The organism is Micromonospora sp. C41, from assembly GCF_018070485.1.
In the GTDB taxonomy this organism is placed as follows: Bacteria; Actinomycetota; Actinomycetes; order Mycobacteriales; family Micromonosporaceae; genus Micromonospora; species Micromonospora chalcea.
In genome coordinates this window covers 81214-104232 of sequence record NZ_JAGPXP010000018.1, presented here as the reverse complement: position 1 = coordinate 104232, position 23019 = coordinate 81214, and the positions used below count along the sequence as shown (strand labels likewise).

The 23019-nt window shown below is 72.8% G+C and carries 19 protein-coding genes; 10 read left to right on the top strand and 9 right to left on the bottom strand.

What is annotated here, in order from left to right:
• Positions 1-61 precede the first annotated feature (61 nt).
• Entirely contained in the window at positions 62-421 is a 360-nt protein-coding gene (locus KBX43_RS20075) for a helix-turn-helix domain-containing protein (RefSeq protein ID WP_069089950.1), read from the top strand.
• 68 nt (positions 422-489) lie between these two features.
• Here KBX43_RS20075 and glgB read toward each other — a convergent pair whose 3' ends face one another.
• The 4 genes from glgB to glgA all read right to left on the bottom strand — a co-directional run bounded on the left by glgB (position 490) and on the right by glgA (position 6992).
• A complete protein-coding gene (glgB, locus tag KBX43_RS20070; RefSeq protein ID WP_210886497.1) occupies positions 490-2598 on the bottom strand; it encodes a 1,4-alpha-glucan branching protein GlgB in 2109 nt (702 codons plus the stop codon).
• On the bottom strand, positions 2586-4682 hold the full coding sequence (locus KBX43_RS20065) for an alpha-1,4-glucan--maltose-1-phosphate maltosyltransferase (protein ID WP_210886495.1): 2097 nt from the start codon (positions 4680-4682) through the stop codon (positions 2586-2588). Before KBX43_RS20065 ends, glgB begins: the two co-directional genes overlap by 13 nt.
• Positions 4683-4980: 298 nt before the next feature.
• Positions 4981-5709: a class I SAM-dependent methyltransferase gene (locus KBX43_RS20060; RefSeq protein ID WP_064447488.1), complete on the bottom strand. Its 729-nt coding sequence runs from the start codon at positions 5707-5709 to the stop codon at positions 4981-4983.
• Positions 5710-5798: 89 nt separating this feature from the next.
• Positions 5799-6992: a glycogen synthase gene (glgA, locus tag KBX43_RS20055; protein WP_043325097.1), complete on the bottom strand. Its 1194-nt coding sequence runs from the start codon at positions 6990-6992 to the stop codon at positions 5799-5801.
• Positions 6993-7086: 94 nt separating this feature from the next.
• Here glgA and glgC point away from each other — a divergent pair, with 94 nt between their 5' ends.
• Positions 7087-8319: a glucose-1-phosphate adenylyltransferase gene (gene glgC / locus KBX43_RS20050; protein WP_043325096.1), complete on the top strand. Its 1233-nt coding sequence runs from the start codon at positions 7087-7089 to the stop codon at positions 8317-8319.
• A gap of 33 nt (positions 8320-8352) precedes the next feature.
• Positions 8353-9996: a phosphoglucomutase (alpha-D-glucose-1,6-bisphosphate-dependent) gene (gene pgm / locus KBX43_RS20045; protein ID WP_069089946.1), complete on the top strand. Its 1644-nt coding sequence runs from the start codon at positions 8353-8355 to the stop codon at positions 9994-9996.
• A gap of 3 nt (positions 9997-9999) precedes the next feature.
• On the opposite strand, the gene KBX43_RS20040 is transcribed toward pgm, so the two are convergent.
• Positions 10000-10929 carry an NAD(+)/NADH kinase gene (locus KBX43_RS20040; RefSeq protein ID WP_043325094.1) on the bottom strand — a complete coding sequence of 310 codons (930 nt, stop codon included), beginning with the start codon at positions 10927-10929 and terminating at the stop codon, positions 10000-10002.
• Between the two features lie 148 nt (positions 10930-11077).
• On the opposite strand from KBX43_RS20040, the gene KBX43_RS20035 reads away from it, so the two are divergent.
• From KBX43_RS20035 to KBX43_RS20010, 6 genes are read left to right on the top strand one after another with little or no spacing between them, the layout of a single operon-like run.
• Positions 11078-11806, top strand: coding sequence for a sugar phosphate nucleotidyltransferase (locus KBX43_RS20035; RefSeq protein WP_210886493.1), 729 nt, complete (start codon positions 11078-11080; stop codon positions 11804-11806).
• Positions 11803-12699, top strand: coding sequence for an NAD(P)-dependent oxidoreductase (locus KBX43_RS20030; protein ID WP_166456397.1), 897 nt, complete (start codon positions 11803-11805; stop codon positions 12697-12699). The genes KBX43_RS20035 and KBX43_RS20030 overlap by 4 nt, the downstream gene beginning before the upstream one ends.
• Positions 12700-12748: 49 nt before the next feature.
• Positions 12749-13756 carry an SDR family NAD(P)-dependent oxidoreductase gene (locus KBX43_RS20025; protein ID WP_069089944.1) on the top strand — a complete coding sequence of 336 codons (1008 nt, stop codon included), beginning with the start codon at positions 12749-12751 and terminating at the stop codon, positions 13754-13756.
• Positions 13757-13794: 38 nt separating this feature from the next.
• Positions 13795-15075: an O-antigen ligase gene (locus KBX43_RS20020; protein ID WP_210886491.1), complete on the top strand. Its 1281-nt coding sequence runs from the start codon at positions 13795-13797 to the stop codon at positions 15073-15075.
• Entirely contained in the window at positions 15072-16394 is a 1323-nt protein-coding gene (locus KBX43_RS20015; RefSeq protein WP_210886489.1) for a lipopolysaccharide biosynthesis protein, read from the top strand. Before KBX43_RS20020 ends, KBX43_RS20015 begins: the two co-directional genes overlap by 4 nt.
• Before the next feature lie 54 nt (positions 16395-16448).
• Positions 16449-17795, top strand: coding sequence for a glycosyltransferase (locus KBX43_RS20010; protein WP_069089941.1), 1347 nt, complete (start codon positions 16449-16451; stop codon positions 17793-17795).
• Positions 17796-17835: 40 nt separating this feature from the next.
• Here the strand turns inward: KBX43_RS20010 and KBX43_RS20005 are convergent, their stop codons facing one another.
• Genes KBX43_RS20005 through KBX43_RS19995 form a run of 3 tightly spaced genes read right to left on the bottom strand, consistent with a single transcriptional unit; the run spans position 17836 to position 21391 of the window.
• Complete coding sequence (locus tag KBX43_RS20005; RefSeq protein ID WP_210886487.1) at positions 17836-19056, bottom strand: glycosyltransferase; 1221 nt, start codon at positions 19054-19056, stop codon at positions 17836-17838.
• Positions 19056-20264: a glycosyltransferase family 4 protein gene (locus KBX43_RS20000; RefSeq protein WP_210886485.1), complete on the bottom strand. Its 1209-nt coding sequence runs from the start codon at positions 20262-20264 to the stop codon at positions 19056-19058. The genes KBX43_RS20005 and KBX43_RS20000 overlap by 1 nt, the downstream gene beginning before the upstream one ends.
• Complete coding sequence (locus tag KBX43_RS19995; protein WP_210886482.1) at positions 20261-21391, bottom strand: DegT/DnrJ/EryC1/StrS aminotransferase family protein; 1131 nt, start codon at positions 21389-21391, stop codon at positions 20261-20263. Before KBX43_RS19995 ends, KBX43_RS20000 begins: the two co-directional genes overlap by 4 nt.
• A gap of 214 nt (positions 21392-21605) precedes the next feature.
• On the opposite strand from KBX43_RS19995, the gene KBX43_RS19990 reads away from it, so the two are divergent.
• Positions 21606-22616, top strand: coding sequence for a DUF389 domain-containing protein (locus KBX43_RS19990; protein ID WP_113973201.1), 1011 nt, complete (start codon positions 21606-21608; stop codon positions 22614-22616).
• Here KBX43_RS19990 and KBX43_RS19985 read toward each other — a convergent pair.
• Positions 22579-23013 (bottom strand): hypothetical protein, encoded by a 435-nt coding sequence (locus KBX43_RS19985; RefSeq protein WP_043325086.1) that lies wholly within the window; start codon positions 23011-23013, stop codon positions 22579-22581. The two genes, KBX43_RS19990 and KBX43_RS19985, sit on opposite strands and share 38 nt — an antisense overlap.
• Between the last annotated feature and the right edge of the window lie 6 nt (positions 23014-23019).

Genomic DNA, 23019 nt, shown 5'->3' with positions numbered 1-23019 from the left:
GAAGGGCTTCGCCGCAAGACGCTACGGAGCCGATAGGAACCCGCTGGTACCTTTCGACTTTGTGCACGACACCCCGGGCCCGGTCTTCCTCGCCGATTGCCCCACCCGCCTGGCCGTCGAGATCATCACCGAGAAGTGGGCGGTGATCGTGCTGTTCGCACTCAGCCTGCAACCCCGGCGCCCCGGCGAGCTGGCCCAACTCATCGGCGGCATCTCCCACAAGGTCCTCACCCAGACCCTGCGCCGCCTGCAGGCATACGGCCTGGTCGAACGCCACGCCTACGCCGAGGCACCCCCACGCGTCGAGTACAGCCTCACTCCACTCGGGCAGACCCTGGTCGAGCCGATCAAGGTTCTGACCGACTGGGCTCGAGACAACGGCGAAGCGATCATCGACTTCCAGGAACAGAACGAGCGCTGAACCAACCCGCCCAACCGAAGACGCTGTCTCAGTGCCGGCCGCCGTGGCTGTTCTGGCGGTACTCGCACTCAGGCAGTTGCGGGTAGGAGCCAGAGCACGCCCAGCGGGGGGATACGCAGGGAGGCCGACGCGGGCAGGCCGTGCCAGGGGATGTTCTCCGCGTGCACCTCGCCCAGGTTGCCCACCCCGGATCCGCCGTAGTGGTTCGCGTCGGTGTTCAGCGCCTCGGCCCACGTACCGGCCGCGGGCAGGCCGATCCGGTAGTCGTCCAGCGGCAGCGCGGAGAAGTTCGCCACGCACACCAGCGTCTGCCCGTCCGGGGCGATCCGGATGAACGACACCGCGTTGTTGGCCACGTCGTCCCCGGCGATCCAGCGGAAGCCGGCCGGGTCGGTGTCCTGCGCCCAGAGCGCCGGGCTGGCCCGGTAGACGCGGTTCAGGTCGGCGACCAGCCGCTGCACACCGGCGCGGGCCGGGTCGTGGGTGAGGTACCAGTCGAGGCCGCGTTCCTCGCTCCACTCCCTGTCGTCGGCCAGCTCGCAGCCCATGAAGAGCAACTGCTTGCCCGGATGCGCCCACATGTACGCCAGCAGCGCCCGCACGGTGGCCAGCCGCTGCCAGGTGTCGCCGGGCATCTTGCCGGCGAGCGAGCCCTTGCCGTGCACCACCTCGTCGTGGCTGATCGGCAGCACGTAGTTCTCGCTCCACGCGTACGCCAGCGAGAACGTGAGCTGATGGTGGTGGTGCTGCCGGTAGATCGGGTCCTTCGAGGTGTAGAGCAGGGTGTCGTGCATCCAGCCCATGTTCCACTTGAACCCGAAACCGAGCCCGCCCTCGGAGGTGGGCTTCGTGACGCCGGGCCAGGCGGTGGACTCCTCGGCGATCATCAGCACGCCCGGGTGGTGCCGGTAGACGGTGGCGTTGACCTCCTGGAGGAACGCGATCGCCTCCAGGTTCTCCCGGCCGCCGTGCACGTTCGGCGCCCACTGCCCGTCGGAGCGGGAGTAGTCCAGGTAGAGCATCGAGGCCACCGCGTCCACCCGCAGCCCGTCGATGTGGAACTCGTCGAGCCAGTACAGCGCGTTGGCGACCAGGAAGTTGCGGACCTCGTTGCGGCCGAAGTCGAAGACGTACGTGCCCCAGTCGGGGTGCTCGCCGCGACGCGGGTCGGGGTGCTCGTACAGCGGGGTGCCGTCGAAACGCGCGAGCGCCCACTCGTCCTTCGGGAAGTGCGCCGGCACCCAGTCCAGGAGCACGCCGATGCCGGCGGCGTGCAGCCGGTCCACCAGATACCGGAAGTCGTCCGGGTCGCCGAACCGGGCGGTGGGCGCGTAGTAGCCGGTGACCTGGTAACCCCACGAGCCGCCGAACGGGTGCTCCATCACCGGCAGGAACTCCACGTGGGTGAAGCCCATCTCCAGCACGTACGCGGTGAGCTGCTCGGCCAGCTCCCGGTAGCCGAGGCCGGGCCGCCACGAGCCCAGGTGCACCTCGTACACGCTCATCGGCTCCTGGTGCGGCGCCTGCCGCGACCGGCGCGCGAGCCAGTCCGCGTCGCCCCACTCGTACCGTGACTCGTGCACCACCGACGCGGTGGCCGGCGGCACCTCGGTGCGCGCGGCCATCGGGTCGGCCTTGTCCCGCCACCTGCCGTCGGCGCCGAGGATGCGGTACTTGTAGCGGCTACCCACCGGCAGGCCGGGCACGAAGATCTCCCACACGCCGCTGGACCCGAGCGAGCGCATCGGCCACCCGTCGTCCGGGGCCCAGCCGGTCACGTCGCCGATCAGCCGCACCGCGCGGGCGTTCGGCGCCCAGACGGTGAACGCGACGCCCTCGTCGAAGACCCGGGCGCCGAGCGCCGCCCAGAGCCGCTCGTGCCGGCCCTCGCCGATCAGGTGCAGGTCGAGGTCGCCGAGCGTGGGCGGATAACGGTACGGGTCGTCGTGCGTCGTGCCGTCCACCTCGACCCGGTAGTCGAGCACCTCGCCGGGGAGCACCGCCTCGAAGACACCGGCGTCGTGCACCCGCTTCATCGGGTGCGCCTCGCCGGCGACGAGCAGCGTCACCTCGCCGGCGCCCCGGCGCAGCGTCCGGATCGTGGTGCTCCCGCCGGCCGGGTGCGCGCCGAGCACGGCGTGCGGGTCGTGTACCTCGCCGGTGATCAGCTGGTCCATCGGGCGTCGTCCTTGTCGGCCGGTGCGGTCGGGGCGGTGCCGCCGGAGAGGTCGGCGGGTACGTCTTCGACTGTCAGGTCTGGTGCGGCCGGCTGCTCCGGTTCGGCGGGGGCCGGTGCGGCCGGGCGGCGCACGGTGAGCACGTGCGCCGGTTGCAGGTACGGGTCGAGGCGTACCGCGTTGCGCTGCCCCCAGTCGTACTCGGCGCCGGTCAGCTCGTCGCGCACGGTGAACCGCTCGTGCCAGTCCAGCCCGAGCGCCGGCATGTCGAGCGTGGTGTTGCCCCACTGCACCTCGCGGGAGTCGAACGAGCAGACCACGATCACCGTGTTGCCGGTCTGGAGGTCGTGCTTCGACCAGCACAGCAGCGCCGGGTTGTCGATGTCGTGGAACCGCAGGTTGCGCAGCTGGTGCAGGGCGGGGTTGTCCCGGCGTACCCGGTTCAGCGTGGTGATGAACGGCGCCAGCGACCGGCCCTGCGCCAGCGCGGCGTCCCAGTCCCGGGGCCGCAGCTCGTACTTCTCGTTGTCCAGGTACTCCTCGGCGCCCGGACGGGCCACATGCTCGAACAGCTCGAACCCGGCGTACATGCCCCACGAGGGGGAGAGCAGCGCGGCCAGCACCGCCCGGATCTTGAACATCGGCGGGCCGCCGTGCTGCAACGACGAGTGCAGGATGTCCGGCGTGTTCGGCCAGAAGTTCGGCCGCATCCAGTCGACCGAGGCGACCAGCTCCTCGCAGTACTCCCGCATCTCGGCCGCCGTCGTGCGCCAGGTGAAATAGGTGTACGACTGGGTGAAACCGATCTTGCCGAGCCCGTGCATGATCGCCGGCCGGGTGAACGCCTCGGCCAGGAACAGCACGTCCGGGTCGACCTTCTTGACCTCGGCGATCAGCCAGTGCCAGAAGTCGAACGGCTTGGTGTGCGGGTTGTCCACCCGGAAGATCCGGATGCCCTCGCCGACCCAGTGCAGCACCACCCGCAGCACCTCGGCCCGGATGCCCTCGGGGTCGTTGTCGAAGTTCAGCGGATAGATGTCCTGGTACTTCTTCGGCGGGTTCTCCGCGTACGCGATGCTGCCGTCGGCGCGGGTGGTGAACCACTCCGGGTGCTCGGTGACCCACGGGTGGTCCGGCGCGCACTGCAACGCCAGGTCCATCGCCACCTCGAGACCCTGCTCGGCGGCGGCAGCGACGAAGTCGCGGAAGTCTTCAGGCGTACCCAGGTCGGGGTGGATGGCGTCGTGGCCGCCCTCGGCCGCGCCGATGGCCCACGGCGAGCCCACGTCGTCCGGCCCGGCGGTGAGCGCGTTGTTGCGGCCCTTGCGGTTGACCCGGCCGATCGGGTGGATCGGCGGCAGGTAGAGCACGTCGAAACCCATCGCCGCGACACCCGGCAGCCGCTCCATGGCGGTGGCGAACGTGCCGGAACGGGCGGGCGCGTCGACGGTGGCCGGGACCGCGCCCTCGGAGCGGGGGAAGAACTCGTACCAGGCGGAGAAGAGCGCCCGCGGCCGGTCCACCCAGAGCGTGCGCTCCTCGCCGGTGGTGACCAGCTCACGGACCGGGTGCTCCCAGAGCAGGTCGGCCAGGTCCAGCGCCGCGCTCACCCGCCGCGGCAGGTCCCGCTCGTCGTCGGCCAGGGCCCGCGCGGCTTCGCGTACGCGATCCCGGTCGGCCTTCGGCACCAGCTCCAGCGCGGCGGTCAGCACCCGTACGCCCTCGGCCAGGTCGTTCGCCAGCTCGGCCGGGCCCTGGCCGGCGGCGAGCTTCTTGGTGACCGCGTTCTGCCAGGTTAAGTACGGATCCTGGAACGCCTCCACGGCGAAGCGCCACAGGCCCACCGCGTCCGGGCGGATGGTGGCGTGCCAGCGGTCCTGGCCGGGTTCGCCCGGGCGCATCCGGGTGAACGGGCGGGCCGCGCCGTCCGGGCCGAGCCAGACCACGTTGCACCCGAGCGCGTCGTGGCCCTCGCGGTAGGCCCGCGCCGACACCGGCACGACCTCGCCGACCACCGCCTTGGCCGGGTAGCGACCGCAGGAGACGACGGGGGAGACGTCTTCGATCGGGAACCGTCCAGTCACCCGCTCAACCTACTGCGCGAGATCCTCTCGCGCTCGGCGACTTCACCTGAGCCCTCAACCCGCTCACGAGGGCGTCGAGTTCGTGCCGGTGAGGCACCCGTGCCGTTCCACCGAACGAGCGTGGGCTGCGGTGAGTGGAACGCTATGGGTGTCAAAAGGGCGCTGAGGCACCCATGGCGTTCCACCGAACGGGTGGCGGACTTCCGGCGGCCCGGCCCCGTGCCACGAACGGCCTCTTTCCGCGCCTCGGGCACAGGGTCGGCGGGCTGCGGGCGCTCTGGCCCGCCGACGGCGACGTTCAGGTCGACCGCTGGGCGACGAAGACGAACTCCCGGCCGGCGCGGTCGGGCGCGTCCCGCACGTCGAGCACCCGGTAGCCGGCGGCCGCCAGGCTCGCCTCGACCTCGTCCCGGTCGCGGAACCGCAGCGTCGAGTCCGACGTGACGACGGCGCCGTCGGCCGGGAACCGGTACGTAAACCGGAAGGACACGAACGGCAGGTCCACAGCGGTGACCTCGAGACGTCGTTCCACCGGCCCGACGCCCGGCACGTCCCGGGTCACCGGCGCGGTGTCCGCCGCCCACTCCTCCCACGCGCGGCGCTCGGGACGCCGCGTCTCGAACACGAGATGCCCGCCGGGCCGCAGCGCCGCGTGGACGCCCCGCAGGGTGCGCGCCCAGTCGTCGTCGGCGCAGAACACCTGCGCCACGTTGCCGGTCATCACGGCCAGGTCGGCGCGCAGCGGTGGCAGCGTCGTGGCGTCGCCGTGCACCCAGCGCACGCGGCCTTCGCGGTCCTTCGACCGGGCGACGGCGAGGGACGCCCTGGCCGGGTCGACCCCCACGACGGTACGGCCGTGCCGGGCGAGCAGCAGGACCAGGTTCCCGGTGCCGCAGCCGAGGTCGAGCACCACGCGCGCGTCCAGCTCGTCGGCGATCGCGAGGTACGCGTCCAGGTCGTCCCGGTCGCCGTCGAACGCGTCGTAGACCGGCGCGAGCCGAGGATGGGCGAAGATCGCATCCGGCATCCGGGGACTGTATCCGCCGCCGACCGCGAGGGGCGGGCTGTTGAGAAGGGGCCCTTCCTCTACCGGAGGCGTTAAGAAGGGGCCCTTCCTTACCCGCCCACCGAGCGGTAGACCTCGAGCGTCTGGCGGGCGATCGCGTCCCAGGAGAAGTGCTCCACGGCCCGCCGCCGCCCCGCCGCCCCGAACGCGGCGATCCGCTCCGGGTCGGCCAGCAGCTCGTTCATGCGCGCGGCCAGGTCGGCCACGAAACGCTCCGGGTCCAGCGGCGTGCCGGAGCCGTCACCGGCCTGCTCGATCGGCACCAGCAGCCCGGTCTCGCCGTCTGCCACCACCTCCGGGATGCCGCCCGTGGCGGTCGCCACCACCGCCGTCTCGCAGGCCATCGCCTCCAGGTTGACGATGCCCATCGGCTCGTACACGGACGGGCAGACGAAGATCGTGGCGTGCGTGAGCACCTGGATCACCTCGTGCTTGGGCAGCATCGCCGCCACCCAGACGACCCCCGACCGCTTCGCGCGCAGCTCGGCGGCCAGCTCCTCGACCTCCGCGCCGATCTCCGGCGTGTCAGGTGCGCCGGCCAGCAGCACCAGCTGGACGTCGGCGGGCAGCTCGCGGGCGGCGCGCAGCAGGTACGGCAGGCCCTTCTGCTTGGTGATCCGCCCGACGTAGACCACGCTGGGCCGGGACGGGTCGATGCCGAGCCGGTCGAGCACGTCGGTGTTCCGGTCCGGGGCGTACTGCGCGGTGTCGATGCCGTTGTAGACCACGCGGACCCGGTCCGGGTTAACCGCCGGGTACGCGGTGAGCACGTCGCGGCGCATCCCCGCGCTCACCGCGATGATCGCGTCGGCGGCCTCGAACGCGGTCCGCTCGCACCAGGAGGAGAGCGCGTACCCGCCGCCGAGCTGCTCGGCCTTCCACGGGCGCAGCGGCTCCAGACTGTGCGCGGTGACCACGTGCGGCACCCCGTGCAGCAGCTTCGCGGTGTGCCCGGCCAGGTTCGCGTACCAGGTGTGGCTGTGCACCACGTCGGTGCCGGCCGTGCCGGCGGCCATCTCCAGGTCGACGCCCATGACCCGCAGCGCGGCGTTCGCGCCGGCCAACGCGGCCGGCTCGGCGTACGCGGTGACGCCGGGCTCGTCGCGCGGCGCGCCGAAGCAGTGCACCCGCACGTCGGCGAGCCGGCGCAGCTCGCGGGCGAGGTATTCCACGTGCACGCCGGCGCCGCCGTACACCTCCGGCGGGTACTCGCGGGTGAGCAGGTCGACGCGCATCGGTGCCATGCCCGCACCCTAGTGCAGAGCGGCGTGTCGCACGCGGTGCGCAAGTGTGGGCGTCCGAGTGGTGAAGTCGGTTCCGGGTCGTTAGCGTCTGAGCATGGCTGCCAAGGTGCTCGCGATCGTCCTGGCCGGCGGGGAGGGCAAGCGCCTGATGCCCCTGACGACCGACCGGGCGAAGCCCGCCGTCCCCTTCGGCGGGATGTACCGCATGGTCGACTTCGTCCTGTCCAACCTGGCGAACGCCGGCTTCCTCAAGATCGTCGTGCTGACCCAGTACAAGTCGCACTCGCTGGACCGGCACATCACCAAGACCTGGCGGATGTCGACGCTGCTCGGCAACTACGTCACGCCGGTGCCGGCGCAGCAGCGCCGCGGCCCGTGGTGGTTCGCCGGCTCGGCCGACGCGATCTACCAGAGCTTCAACCTGATCAACGACGAGCAGCCCGACTACGTGATCGTCTTCGGCGCCGACCACATCTACCGGATGGACCCCCGGCAGATGGTCGACGACCACATCGCCTCCGGCGCCGGGGTGACGGTCGCCGGCATCCGGCAGCCGCTGTCGATGGCCGACCAGTTCGGCGTGATCGAGGTCGGCGAGGACGGCAAGCGCATCCGCGCGTTCCGGGAGAAGCCCACCGACGCGGTGGGGCTGCCCGACGCGCCGGACCAGATCTACGCCTCGATGGGCAACTACGTGTTCACCACGAAGGCGCTGTGCGAGGCGGTCGAGCGCGACGCGGCGGACAAGACCAGCAAGCACGACATGGGCGGCAGCATCATCCCGATGCTGGTCGAGCGCGGCGAGGCGAACGTCTACGACTTCAAGGACAACGAGGTGCCGGGCAGCACCGACCGCGACCGCGGCTACTGGCGGGACGTGGGGACGCTCGACTCGTTCTACGACGCGCACATGGATCTGATCAACGTGCACCCGGTGTTCAACCTCTACAACTTCGAGTGGCCGATCTACACCGAGCAGCCGCCGTACCCGCCGGCCAAGTTCGTGCACGCCTGGGGCGAGCGGGTCGGCCGCGCGGTCAGCTCGATGGTGTCGCCCGGCTCGGTGATCTCCGGCTCGCTGGTGGAGAACTCGATCGTGTCGCCGAAGGTGAAGGTCCACTCGTGGGCGCACGTCGACGGCGCCGTGCTGATGGAGGGTGTCCAGATCGGCCGCCACGCGGTCGTCCGGCGCGCGATCCTGGACAAGAACGTCCACGTCCCGGAGGGCGCCGAGATCGGCGTCGACCTGGAGAAGGACCGCCAGCGCTACACCGTGTCCGACAACGGCATCGTCGTGATCGGCAAGGGCCAGCGCGTCGAGCCCTGAGCAGCACCACCGCAACCCGAGGAGGATCCCGCAGTGGCCCACCCCCGTGCCGGCCAGCCCGCGCAGCCCGACGATCTGGTCGACGTGCCCCGGCTGGTCACCGCCTACTACGCCGAGCACCCGGACCCGGACGACCCGGCGCAGCAGGTCTCCTTCGGCACCTCCGGGCACCGCGGGTCCAGCCTGCGCCACGCGTTCAACTCCGACCACATCCTCGCCGTCACCCAGGCGCTCTGCGACTACCGGCGCGAGCAGGGCCTCGACGGGCCGCTGTTCCTCGGCCGGGACACCCACGCGCTGTCCGCGCCGGCCGAGGCCGACGCGCTGGAGGTGCTCGCCGCCAACGGCGTCACCGTGCTGCGCGACAGCCGTGACGGCTACACCCCGACGCCCGCCGTCTCGCACGCCATCCTCACCCACAACCGGGGCCGCACCAGCGGCCTCGCCGACGGCATCGTGATCACCCCGTCGCACAACCCGCCGTCCGACGGCGGGTTCAAGTACAACCCCACGCACGGCGGGCCCGCCGACACCGACGCCACGAAGTGGATCCAGGACCGCGCGAACGCGATCCTCGCCGCCGGGCTCAAGGAGGTGAGACGCATCCCGTACGCGCGGGCGCGCGCCGCCGACACCACCGGGGGGTACGACTTCCTCGCCCGGTACGTCGACGACCTGCCCGCCGCGCTGGACATCGACGCGATCCGCGACGCCGGGGTGCGTATCGGCGCGGACCCGATGGGCGGGGCGAGCGTGGCGTACTGGGGGGAGATCGCCGACCGGCACCGCCTCGACTTGACGGTGATCAACCCGCTGGTGGACCCGACGTGGCGGTTCATGACGCTCGACGGCGACGGCAAGATCCGGATGGACTGCTCGTCGCCGAACGCGATGGCCTCGCTGATCGCCGCCCGGGACGACTACGCGGTCTCCACCGGCAACGACGCCGACGCCGACCGGCACGGCATCGTCACGCCCGACGGCGGCCTGATGAACCCCAACCACTACCTGGCCGTCGCGATCGGCCACCTGTTCCGTACCCGGGAGCAGTGGGGCCCGGCCGCGGCGGTGGGCAAGACGCTCGTCTCCTCCTCGATGATCGACCGGGTCGCGGCCGACCTCGGCCGCCCGCTGCTGGAGGTCCCGGTCGGGTTCAAGTGGTTCGTGCCCGGCCTGCTCGACGGCGCCGTCGGCTTCGGCGGCGAGGAGAGCGCCGGCGCGTCGTTCCTGCGCCGCGACGGCGGCACCTGGACCACCGACAAGGACGGCATCCTGCTCTGCCTGCTCGCCGCCGAGATCATCGCCACCACCGGGCGTACGCCCAGCGAGCACTGGGCCGAGCTGGCCGACCGCTTCGGCGCGCCCGCGTACGCCCGCATCGACGCCCCGGCCGGGCGCGAGGAGAAGGCGGTCCTGGCGAAGCTGTCGCCGGAGCAGGTCACCGCGACCGAACTGGCCGGTGAGCCGATCACCGCGATCCTCACCACCGCGCCCGGCAACGGTGCCGCGATCGGCGGCCTCAAGGTGACCACCGAGTCGGGCTGGTTCGCCGCCCGCCCGTCCGGCACCGAGGACGTCTACAAGATCTACGCCGAGTCGTTCCAGGGCCCGGAGCACCTGGCCCGGATCCAGGAGGAGGCCAAGGCGCTCGTCGACGGGGTGCTCGGGGCGTCCTGACGGTCACCGGGGCGGGGGCAGCTCCCGGCGGTTGAGCTGCTCCCGCAACCCGTCCGGCAACAGCTCGCGCAGCTGGTCCGGCAGCAGCGGCAGGTCCAGCAGGCTCAACTTGAGCTGGTTGCGCTCCTGGTAGCGGCGCGGGTCGAGGCGGACCACCCGGCCGGCGTCCTTGACGTACCGGATGTGCACCGAGCCCTCGGTCGCCGCCTGCCGGATCAGCAGCCCGTCCATCTCCACCGCCACCGGCGCCGAGTCCGCGCGCAGCTCCAGGTGCACCGTCTCGTGCGCGGAGAGCAGCACCGAGCGGGAGATCCCGGCCATCGGCGCGGACGGCGTCACCACCATCGCCTCCGTGGCCGGTGAGATCAACGGGCCGCCGGCGGCGTAGCTGTACGCGGTCGAGCCGGTCGGCGTGCTCACCACCAGCGCGTCGCAGCGGTAGTAGCCGTACCGCTGGCCGTCCACCGCCAGCGTGGCCGTGACGAACCCGGCGCCGGGCTGCCGGACCAGGGCGATGTCGTTGAACGCCACCACGTCGTCGCCGCAGACGTCGCAGGCCAGGCAGGCGTGCGACTCGACGGTGAAGTCGTGCTCCACCAGCCGCTCCAGCGCCCGGGGCAGGTCCGGCGGCTCCACCTCGACCAGGAAGCCGACCCGGCCCAGGTGGACGCCGAGCACCGGCTTCGGGTCGCGTACGGCCATCCGCAGCGCGCCCAGCATGGTGCCGTCGCCGCCGATGCTGATCAGCGCGGCGCAGCGGTCGGCCAGCTCGTCCGCGGCGACCGCCTCCACCGCGGCCGGCACGCGCGTACGGTCCTCGGCGCGTACGGCGAGGGTGATCCGGTGCCGGGCCGCCCAGTCCACGATGATCCGCACCACCTCGGAGACGTCCCGGGTGGGGTGCAGCACCAGCCCCAGCACATCTCCCGCCACCGGTACAGCTCATCACAGCGGCGCGCGGCGGCGGGCCCACCCGCGGGCGCGAAGCCGGGGAAACGCCCCCGAACAGGTGATTTCCGTACCCCCGGGTGGGTCCGGTTCGTTGGAAGCGAGGTAGGACGGGGGAACGAGTGGAGAGTCGATGCATGTCGTGATCATGGCGGGCGGCGCGGGAGTACGGCTGCGTCCCTACACCTCCACCCTGCCCAAGCCGCTCGTGCCCATCGGCGAGAGCTACGCGATCCTCGAGATCGTCCTGCGGCAGCTCGCCGCTCGCGGCTTCACCCAGGTCACCCTGGCGATCAACCACCTGGGCGCGTTGATCCGGGCCTTCGTCGGCGACGGCTCCCGGTTCGGCCTGGCCGTCGACTACGTCGAGGAGGACCGGCCGCTGTCGACCATCGGCCCGCTCTTCGGCATCCGGCACCGGCTGCCCGAGCACTTCCTGGTGATGAACGGCGACGTGCTCACCGACCTCGACTACGCCGACCTCCTGGCCACCCACGCGCGGTCGGGCGCGCCGCTGACGGTGGCCACCTACCGGCGTACCGTCAAGATCGACTTCGGGGTTCTTGAACTGGCCGGCGACAAGATCACATCTTTCTCCGAGAAGCCGGTCCTGCACTACCGGGTGAGCATGGGCGTCTACGGACTCTCCCGCAGCACCATCGCCCGCTACCCGGTCGGGCAGCCGTTCGGGTTCGACCAGCTGGTGCTCGACCTGCTGGGGCGGGGCGAACCACCGGCCGGCTACGAGTTCGACGGCTACTGGCTGGACATCGGCCGCCCCGAGGACTACGACGAGGCCAACCGGTGCTTCGCCGAGGTCCGGGACCTGCTCCTGCCCGCCGGCACCCCGGCCGGGGCATGATGCGCGTACTCCTCTTCGGCGCCTCCGGCTTCATCGGCGCGCACGTACGACGGGAGCTGGCCGCCACGGCGGACCTCACGTGCCCGTCGCGCGACGAGTGCGACCTGGTCACCGCGGCGCCGGAGACGCTGCGTGCGCTGCTCGACACGGTCCGGCCGGATGCGGTGGTCAACTGTGCCGGCGCGGTGAGCGGCACCGCCGAGGACCTCGTCCGGGCCAACACGCTGGTGACCGCCAAGCTGGTCGACGCCGTCGCCGTCGCCGCGCCCCGCGCCCGCCTGGTCCGCCTCGGCTCCGCCGCCGAGTACGGTCCCGTTCCGTTCGGCGCCGCGGCCGCCGAGGACCTGCCAGCGGCGCCGGTCAGTGCCTACGGCGTGAGTCAGGCCGCGGCGACCCGCCTCACGGAGCTGTCGGCCGCAGCCGGCCGGGTGGACGCGGTAGTGCTCCGGGTGTTCAACCCCGTCGGTCCCGGCATGCCCCGCACGACGCTGCTCGGCCGGGTGGCGGCGCTGCTGTCGCGCCTCGCGCCCGGCGAGGACCTGCGCACCGGCCCGCTGGACGCGTACCGGGACTTCGTGGACGTGCGGGACGTGGCCGCCGCGGTCGGGCGGGCGGTGACCGTCACGGCGCCGCGAGCCCGTGTCCTCAACGTGGCGAGCGGCCGGGCGGTGCCGGTGCGCGACGCCGTCCACCTGCTGGTCTCGGCGGCCGGCCGGCCGGTCCGCGTCCGGGAGGACCATGCGCCGTCCCCCCGCTCCGCCGACGTGGGCTGGATGCGCGCCGACGTCGGCCGGGCCGCCTCGGTCCTGGGGTGGACGCCCGAACACGACCTGTACGACTCGGTCGGCGCGCTGTGGAGCCAGGCGGCTCCGGCGGCTGCGCCGGCTCGTTGAGCCGACCCGGTACCGGTACGGCCGGACCGGTGAAGAGGAGGAGCGAATCATGACCGCACAGTCGTCCGACGGGCCGGTGGTGGTGACCGGAGCCGGTGGCTTCATCGGCTCCCACCTGGTGGAGGCCCTCGTCGCCGCGGGCCACCCGGTACGCGCCCTCGTGCGCTACAACGGCGCCGGATCGCACGGCTGGCTGGACACCTTCGGCCCGGACCAGTTGGCCGGCGTCGAGGTCGTCGCGGGGGACATCCGCGACCGGGGGATGGTGCAGCGGCTTGTCGACGGCGCCTCCACCGTCTATCACCTGGCCGCGCTGGGTGGCATCCCGTACTCGTATCTCGCGCCGCAGTCCTACGTGGACACCAACATCACCGGCACGCTCAACGTGCTGGAGAGCGCGCGGACGGCCGGCGTCGGCCGGGTCGTGGTCACCTCCACGAGCGAGGTGTACGGGACGGCCACCACGGTCCCGATGACCGAGCAGCACCGGTTGCGCGGGCAGTCGCCGTACTCCGCCTCCAAGATCGGCGCGGACAAGCTGGCCGAGAGCTACCACCTCAGTTTCGGCCTGCCGGTGGTCACGCTGCGGCCGTTCAACACGTACGGCCCCCGGCAGTCCACCCGGGCGGTCATCCCCACCATCATCAGCCAGCTGGCAAAGGAGGACGGGGTGATCCGGCTGGGCGCGCTGCGTACCACCCGGGACCTCCTCTACGTGACGGACACCGTGGCCGCGTTCCAGGCCGTCGGCACGGCACCCGACGACGCTGTGGTGGGCGGCGTGTTCCAGGCCGCGACCGGCCGGGAGACCTCGGTCGGCGACCTGGTCCGCAAGATCGCCGCGATGTTCGGCGCCCAGCCGGAGGTGGTGGTCACCGAGTCCCGGCTCCGCCCGGCGGAGTCCGAGGTGGAACGCCTGCTCGGCGACGCCGGCCTGCTCCGGTCGCGGACCGGGTGGCAGCCCGTCACGAGCATCGACGAGGGGCTGAAGGCGACAGTCGAGTGGTTCCTCGATCCGGCCAATCTCGCGCGTTACCGCTCCGACCGGGCGGTGTGACGGGTTCCAAGCTCGGTGCCGCAGGAGGCTCGAACGTGATGGTGATGCAGGACAGCCGCCGGTCGTCGGCGATCGGCACGGTCCGCGGCCCCGGTGGGCCCGCCGGACCGGAGACACCGGTGCGGCGCACGGGTGGTCTCGTCTCGACGGTGCTGCGCGCCACCGCCGTGGTGCTGGTGCTCAACTTCGACCAGTTCCCGCGCATGGTCGGCCGCGGGTTCCTGATCGCCGCGGTGGTGCTCGCGGTCCCGTTGCTCCTGCACGAGCTGCTCCGTCCGGCCTCGCGGTCCCGGACAGTGATCTTCTGGACCCTCGTGGTCTTCGGCGTCCTCGCCTTGCCGGGAATCCTGCACCCGCCGGAGACGGACTACGGCCGGCAGAAGTTCCTGCTGCTCATGACGCTGACCGTGTTCGCCACGGCGGCGGTGGCGGTGCTGCGCGGGCGGCGTGACGTCGAGATGTTCGCCGCCGTCTTCGTCCTGTCGGGGGTGGTGCTCGCGATCGCCACGCTCAACGGTGATCCGCAGGACGGCCGGGCCGACGGCTTCGGCTCCAACCCGATCTGGCTGGCCCGGGCAATCGGCGGTGCGCTCGTCGCTCTCACCTGGCTCTATCTGCGCAAACGGGTGCCGGCGTGGTGGGCGGCGGGCCTGGCGGTGCTGCTCGGCCTCGGTCTTCTGGCGACCGGCTCCCGGGGACCGCTGCTGGCCACTGTGGTGGCCCTCTTCATCCTGGTGCTGGCCGGGTTCCGCCTGAAGATCCGGCGGGGCCGGCGTGAGTGGGTAGGTCTGGGCCTGATGGGCGGCCTGGTGCTCGCCGTCCTCGCCCTGCCGTCGCTGCTGCCGCCCCGGGTGTACGCGCTCCTGGTCGATCCGAGCGAGGAGATGTTCGGCACCGCCCGAGCGGAGATGCGGGAGGTCAGCGTGCCGATGATCGCCGAGAATCCGGGCGGCGTCGGCTACGGCAACTGGGGCGACTACTCCGGCATGCTCGTGCACAACTATCCGCACAACCTGTGGCTGGAACTGCCGGCCGAGGCGGGCTGGCTGGTGGGCGGGGCCTTCATCCTGGCCACCGTGGTCGTCGCGGCGGGGCTCTGGCGCGCGACCAGGCGTGATCCGGTGGCTGGGTTCGTCCTGGCCGTGCTGGCCTTCAACGTGGTGGCGGTGTCGACGTCCGGGGACGTGAACGCCGGTCGTCCGCTCTTCGCCGCGTTGGCCCTCGGCGTGCTCGTGCTGGCCGGGGCGACACTGCCCGCCGGGGTGCGGGCTCGCGCCGGGCGGACGCGGCCGGTCGACCGCCCGGGGGTCGCTGGGTGAGGTGGCGGGCGCGGCTCGCCATGTCGAGCGGGCGGCGCGGAGTGCTCGGCATCGCCGCCGGGTCGGCCGGCGGTCAACTGCTGGCGCTGGCCGCGGTCCCGTTGCTCGCGAGGCTCTACCGCCCGGCTGACTTCGGCGTGCTCGCCGTGGTCGCCGCGCTCGTGCTCACAGTGGGCACGGTGGCCGCGCTCCGGTTCGAGATGGCCGTTCCGCTTCCCGAGCGGGAGGAGGACGCGCGCGCGCTGGTGCGGCTCGGCCTCGTCGCGGCCGCCGGCACGGCGATCCTGGCATCGGCGGTCGTCCTGCTGGCGGGGGACCGGGCGGCGCTCTGGTTCGGTCAGCCCGAACTGGCCCGCTGGCTCTGGGTGGTGCCGCCCTCCGCCGCCGCGATGGGTGTCGTCCTCGTGCTGAACCAGTTCGCGGTGCGGCACCGTCGTTACGGCGCGATCGGCCGGCGCAACCTCTTCCAGTCCGTGGCGGTGGTGGTCACCCAGATCGTGGCCGGAGTGGCGGGACTTCGCCCCGGTGGCCTGGCGCTCGGCTTCGGGTTCGGTCAGGTCGCGGCCGCCGCGGTCCTGCTCCGGGACGCCCGTCGGCGCGGCGCGACCGCCCGGGCCGGCCGGCGGCCGCCACGCCTGCTGGCGGTCGCACGCCGGTACCGGCAGTTCCCGTTCCTCCTGGCCCCGTCCGGTCTGCTCAACGTCCTCGGCACGCAGTTGCCGGTGCTGCTCATCGCCTACTGGTACGGCTCGGCGGTGGCCGGCTGGCTGGGACTGACCCAGCGGGTGCTCGCCATGCCCGCCGCGCTCGTGGCGTCCGCGGTGGCCCAGGTCTACCTGGGGGAGATCGCCCGGATCGCCAGGGAGCAGCCCCGGAGCGGCCGGCGCGCGTTTCTGCGCGCCAGCCGGAGGCTGGCGCTGGTCGCCGGTCCCGGCGCGCTCCTCGTGGTGGTCGGCGCGCCCGCGGCCTTCAGCCTGGTCTTCGGCGCGCAGTGGCACAGCAGCGGCGCCTATGCCCAGGCCCTGGCCGTCTTCATGGCGGCGCAACTCGTGGTCTCTCCGCTGTCGCAGACGCTTGTCGTGTTCGAACGACAGGGTCTTCAGCTCGCCTGGGACGCGGGCCGCGTCGCGCTGGTGGCGGGAGCCGTGTCCGTGGTGGCTCTGGTCGGCGGGTCACCGCTGACCGCGGTGTGGGCGTTCGGGGTGTCCGGCGCGCTGGCGTACGGCGTCGGGTGGCTGATGTCGCTGCGGGTCGTGACGGCGGCCGGCCGGGACCGCGGTCGTCCCCGCCCCGCGCCGCAACTCGTGTCGCAGGGGTGAGGCGTTCGACGCCTTTCGTCATTTCTTGTCCGGGAAGAAATCGTTTATCCCTACATGACGAACGACCTGCATCCGGAGCCGGCACCGCGCCTGCTGATCGTCTCGTACCACTTCCCACCGGCGGAGACCGTCGGCGCCCGTCGTCCCGCGGCCCTCGCGGCGTTCGCGGCACGACAGGGGTGGGACGTCCGGGTACTGACAGCGGTCGGGGCGAACCAGGGCACGGTTCCCGTCCCGGTGCCCGAGGAGCACCTGATCCGGGTCGCGCCGTCACCACGGCTGCCACGGCCCGGCCGAGGCGGGGGCGGCGCGGTGACCGGCGGCGGAACAGCGTCGCCATCCCGGCTCCGGCGGATCCGCGCCGGCGCAGATCGCCTCCTGGTGAAGGTCGGCATGGAGCTGTTGCTGCCGGACCCGCAGCTCAACTGGATCCGTCCACCGGCGCGCACCTTCGACCGGGCCGCCGCGGGCTGGCGCCCGGACGTCATCCTGGCCTCCGGCCCGCCCTTCTCCGGGTTCGTGGTGGCCGCGACGCTCGCCCGGCGGTTCCGGGCGCCCTGGGTCGCGGACTACCGGGATCTGTGGTCGGTCGGCAACGACCACTGGGTCCGGACAGCGCTACGCCGAGCGGTCGACAAGAGGCTGGAGCGGCGAGTGCTGCGGACGGTCGCGGCGTGCGTGACGGTCTCGGAGCCGCTGGCCGACACGATCCACCACACGTTCGGGGTGCGGACGCATGTGGTGATGAACGGCATCGACCGTCGGCCGGTGCCGGCGGAGTCCGCCGCGACTCCCGCCGGCGTCGATGCGTCGGCGGCCACTCTGACGCTCGCACACACCGGTTACATCTATCCGGGCAGGCGTGACCCGGGCCCGCTCGTCGACGCGATCGCCCTGCTCGGCGCGGACGCCGCTCGGGTGCATGTGATCTTCGCGGGGGAGGACCACGGCATCACCCGCGCCGCCGCGGAGCGGGCCGGCGTGGCCGACTCCGTCACGCTGCTCGGCCCGGTCTCGCCGGAGAAGTCGTGGCGGATCCAGGCCGACGCGGACGCGCTGGTCCTGCTCATGTGGAACGATCCGCGGGACGCCGGCACGATGACCGGCAAGATCTTCGACTATCTCCAGGCCCGCCGCCCCGTCCTGCTGCTCGGTTACGAGAACGGCGTGGCCGCACGCCTGCTGCGCGAACGCGGCGCGGGCGTCGTGGCGAACGAACCGGCCGCGATCGCGTCCCAGTTGCGGGAGTGGCTGGCCGTGAAGGAGCGGACCGGGCGGGTGCCGGCCGTGCCGGCCACCGCGCTGGACGGACTGTTCCGGGAGGATCAGCTCGGCCGCTACCTCGACATCCTCCGGGACGCCGCCGGACCGGGCGAGCCTGCTCGTCGTCCCGTCCGCTGACGTCCGGCGCCCCGCATCATCAGGCGCGGGGCACCGGACGTCAGCGCCGGGACGGAAGCGGGGCCGGTACCCGCCCGCCCACCCGGCCGGCGGCGGTCTCGGCGACGGTCCGGTAGAACGACGCCCGGCGGGCGTCCAGCGTCTCGGCGGAGAAGTCGCGGGCCCGGCGCAGGTTGCGGGCCGAGGCGTCCGCGAGCCGACGCGGGTCGGCCAGCATCGCGGTGACGGCGCCGGCCAGAGCGGCCGGGTCGTCGGGTGGAACCAGGCACTCCGGATCGAGCAACTCCGGGATGCCCCCGGCGGTCGAACCGATCGCCGGGACCGCCCGGGCCATCGCCTCGATGAGCGCCCGGGGCAGGCCCTCGGTGCGGGACGGCATCACGAACAGGTCGGCCGCGTCCAGTTGGCGGCGGACCGCGTCGGCATCGGGCAGCGGACCGGTGAACCTCACCCGGTCGGCCACTCCCGACCGGTCGGCCAACCGCTCCAGGTGGGGGCGGTAGGCGCCCACGCCGACATGCACGAGCCGAGCCCGGGGACCGTCGGCGGGCATCAGCGCCAACGCGGAGACGAGCGTGTCGATCCCCTTGTAGAGCTGTTCGAGGGAGCCGACGGAAACCACTGTCGCCTCGTCCGGGAGCCGCCGGACCGGCCGGGCCCGCGGCACGAACGCCGCCGGCGGCAGGTCGACGCTGGAGATGCCGGCCGTGGGCGTGGTCGGCAACGTGGGATACCGGCGTTGCAGGCGCCGTTCCGTCTCGTACGCCACCGCGGCGGCCTCGCGGCACTGCCCGCGCAGCGTCCGGGTGGACAGCGTGCGCAGCAGCGGCCGCAGCGGATGCCGGACGACTCCCGGGGCGAGCACGTCGTACGGATCGCCGATCACTTCGAGTGCGTACGGGAGCCGCGCCCGGCTACGCGCCCGGGCCAGCAGTGAGCCGATCGGTGACGGTACCCGGAGCACCACGGCGTCCGCTGGTTCCGCAGCGGCGCTCACCGCCGCGGCGATCGCCCGCCGCCCGAGCAGGTAACCCCGGGGCCCGACGTAGTACGGCAACGCCCACACCTCGACGCCGTCCCCGTCGACCCGGGCCGCGGCCTCCGGCCGTCGGTCGACGTCCCGGACCCGGGCGGCGACGCGCACCCGGTCGAAGGCGACCAGGTAGCGTCGCCAGATCGAGTTGTCCGGCCCGGCCTCGACCCACACCGCGCCGTCGGGAGTCCGGGTGAAGCGCGACTCGGACGTCACCACGACCCGCATCAGGATCTCCCACCGGTGCGGCAGACGGCCTCCACCACGTCGGCGACGTCGGCGGCTGCCACCTGGTTGTCGAAGTGCCGCAGGGCGAACTGCTGGGCCCGCTCACCGCGCAGGCGGAGCCGTCCGTCGGTGAACTCCCGGTGGGCCTGCTCCAGTCCGGCGACCAGCGCGGCCACGTCGTTGCGCGGCACCACCCAGCCGGTCGTCTCGTCGACCGTCTCGGGCAGACCGCCGGCGTCGCTGACGATGCTGGGCACCCCGGTGGCTCCCGCCTCACAGGCGGCGCCGTGTCCCTCGGACAGCGAGGGACTGACGCTCACGTCGGCGGCGCGGTAGCAGGCCCGGACGTCCGACACCGACGTCAACCACGTCACGCTCGGATCGCGGTCGACCCCGAAACGCCCGATCAACTCGCGGCGGTGCGCCTCGCCGGCCGCCGAGAAACCGGCGCCCACCAGGAGCAGCCGGGCGTCCGGGTGGGCGGCGCGGAACTCGCGCCACGCCGCCAGCAGCACGTCGTGTCCCTTGATGCCGCGGCCCTGGTGGACCAGCTTCCGGGGTGGATAGACGTAGGCGACCATGATGACGACGAACGCGTCCTCCTCGATGCCGAGTTCGGCGCGCGCCTTCGCCCGTACCTCCCGCCGGCCGGTCGAGCCCTCCAGCTCGGCGAAGTGCGCGGTCCGGGCGCCGTAGGTGACCACCGGGCGCCGGGGCGCGGGACATCCGAGCGCGCCGTAGAGGCCGGAGGTGTGGCCGGTGCCGCAGATGGTGACGTGGTCGAGCCGCCACAACGCCCGCTCGACCAGCTTGATCAGCGGAGACTCCAGGTACAGCGGCCCGGCCACCATGTGCACCCGCCGCAGCGGCATGCGTAGGCTCGCGAAGCGGGCGGCGAGCGCTGACGCGTACAGGTGGTACTTCAGGACGTCCGGGCGGATCCGGCCGATCAGGCGGCGCAGCCGCCACAGGTCCCGCAGCGTCGACGGGCGCGGCCCGAAGCGGAAGTCGAACGGCGAGTCGTGCACCTCGACACCTCGCTGCCGCAGCTCCCCCGTGAGCCGCCCGGTCTCGCGCGGCAGGATCGCCACGACCTCGTGCCCGCGGCGGCGGAGTTCCTCCACCTGCGGGACGATCCAGAGTCCACCCTGGTCGGTCTTGAGCAGGACGGCGATCCGCAGCGGGCGCGTGCCCGCGCCGGCCGTCACCGGGCGTCCAGGAACTGCTCGACGGCGCCGATGACCCGCGCCAGACGGCCGTCGTCCAGGACGGAGCCGCTGGGTAGCGTGAGGCCCTGGGCGAACAGGCGGTCCGAGGCGCCCGTCACGACCGATCGGCACCCGGCGAAAACCGGCTGCCGGTGCATCGGCTTCCACACGTGCCGGGTCTCGATGTCCCGCGCGGACAGCTGGGCCCCGAGTTCCGCCGCCGCCCACCCGGTCCGTTCGGGGTCGACCACGATGCTGGTCAGCCAGCAGTTCGAGCCTTCGTCCCCGTCCCCGAGCAGGCGGACCCCGGGCACGCCGGAGAACAGCTTGGCGTACCGTTCGCGCACCAGGCGGCGCCGGCGCATCATTCCGTCCAACCGGTGCAACTGGGCCCGGCCGAGTGCGGCGAGCAGATTGCTGAGCCGGTAGTTGTAACCCACGTCGACGTGCTCGTAGTGCGGCACGGGCTCGCGCGCCTGGGTGGCCAGGTGCCGGCAGCGGGCCAGCAACGCCTCGTCGTCGGAGAGCAGCATGCCCCCACCGGACGTTGTGATGATCTTGTTGCCGTTGAACGACAGCGCGCTGAGCCGCCCGAAGGAGGCGGCCGGACGCCCGCGGTAGGTCGCGCCGAGCGCCTGCGCGGCGTCCTCGACCACCGGTACGCCCGCCGCCTCGCACACCGGCAGCAGCGCGTCGTAGTCGGCGCAGGTGCCGAACATGTCCGCGATCAGTACCGCGGCGACCTTCTCGCCGGATCGGCGCAGCACGCCGAGCATCTCGGCGAGCGCTGCCACGTCCATGTTTCCGGTCGCCGGGTCGCAGTCGACGAAGACGGGTTCGGCGCCGGTGTAGACCGCGGCGTTGGCGGTGGCCGCGAACGTCATCGTCGGCGCCACCACCACGCTTCCCGGTCCGGCCCCCAGGGCGAGCAGGGCGAGGTGCAGCGCGGACGTGCCGGAGTTCAGGGCCAGCGCGCCGGCCGTCCCGACGCGGTCCGCGACCTCCCGCTCGAACGCCTCCACCTCGGGGCCGAGCGGCGCGACCCAACCGGAGCGGATCGCGCGGAGCACGTAGGACTCCTCCAGGGGCCCGACATCGGGCGGGGAAAGGTAGATCCGGCCGGTCATCGAGCCTCCGTCCCCGCAGCGGGATCACGGTCGTGGCAGCGAAGGGTCACGGACGGTAAAACGGGACAACCGGCAAGGAGTGATGGCGTACGCCGTGTTCGTGCCGAAAAGCACACGATCGTGCCGCGCGACGCCGTCGAGCCGGGAACCGCTGAGCCCGGGAACGAGTAGAGTTCGGCGGCCCCGCCAGGAATCAACGATCCGGGAGTCCCGAGTGCTGCACCTGAGGGTGATCGCGCCGCGCGACCAGTCGTCGGCGGTCGTGGAGCTGCTGGCCGCCGACCCCGGCGTCACGCACCTCGTGGTGCTGCCCGGCGCCGCCCGCCAGCCCGCGGGTGACTACGTCACCTGCGACGTGGTCCGGGAGAGCGCCGACGGCGTACTGAGCCGGCTACAAGAACTCGGTGTCGAGGCGCGCGGGGCGATCGCCGCCGACGACGTCGAGCTGACCCTGTCCGAGGCGGCCGACCGGGCCGCCGAAGAAGCCCCCGGCCACGGCGAGGACGCCGTGGTGTGGGACGAGATCGCCGCGAAGACCGGCGAGCAGACGGTGCTCACCGGCACGTTCCTCGCCCTGATCGTGGTGGCCACCATGATCGCCGGAATCGGCGTGCTGCTGGACCAGCCCATCCTGATCGTCGGCGCGATGGTGGTCGGCCCGGAGTTCGGTCCGCTCGCCGCGCTCTGCGTGGCGTTGCTGCGGCGTCAGCCGCGCGTGGTCGGCCACTCGGTCAAGGCGCTGACGGTCGGTTTCCTCGTCGCCATGGCGGCCACCGCGCTGAGCACCTGGGCGCTCACCGCGGCCGGCCTGGTCGACCGGGAGATGCTGCTCGCGGAACGGCCGATGACCGACTTCATCTGGCGTCCGGACGCGTTGTCCTGGGTGGTGGGCCTGCTCGCCGGCGTGGCCGGCATGCTGTCGCTGACCTCGAAGAAGTCCGGCTCGCTCGTGGGTGTGCTGATCTCGGTGACCACCGTGCCGGCGGCGGCGAACGTGGCCGTCGCGTCCGCGTACGGCGTGTGGCACGAGGCCGCCGGCTCCGCCCTCCAACTGGTGATCAACCTGGCCGCGATCGTGCTCGCCGGGCTGCTCACGCTCGTGGTCCAGCTGTGCTGGTGGCGGCACGTCGCCCGGCGGGCCGCGCACGCGGTACCCCGGCAGCGGGCAGACCGGCGTCCGGCCCCGGTCAGCGCCAGTCGTCGCCCGCGTCGAGACGACGGCTGAGCAGGGTCGCCAGCGGCACCGACTCGCCGTCCCGGCCGCCCCGGCCGACCACGAGCGGCGGCGGACTGGGCGGCGGGTCCGCCCCGAGCAGCCGCGCCCGCAGGCCCGGCGGCACGGTGAGCAGGTAGAAACGCCCGTCGGTGTCCACCGCGCGGCTGTGCGCCCGGTCCACGTACCAGCCGGTGATCCGCGTGCGGTAGCGACCGCGCCCGTCGTGCCCGGTCGCGGTCAGCCGGCCGGCGCGCAGCCCGCGCCGCAGCGCCTCGGCGGCGAACCGGGCCACCAGCTCCGCGGCCTCCGCCTGCTCGGCCTCGCGTTCGCGGGCGGCGGCCTCCGCGTGCGCCCGCACCGCGTGGCGTCGCCGCTCCCGCCACCGCTCGTCGTCCTCACCGCCCACGACCGC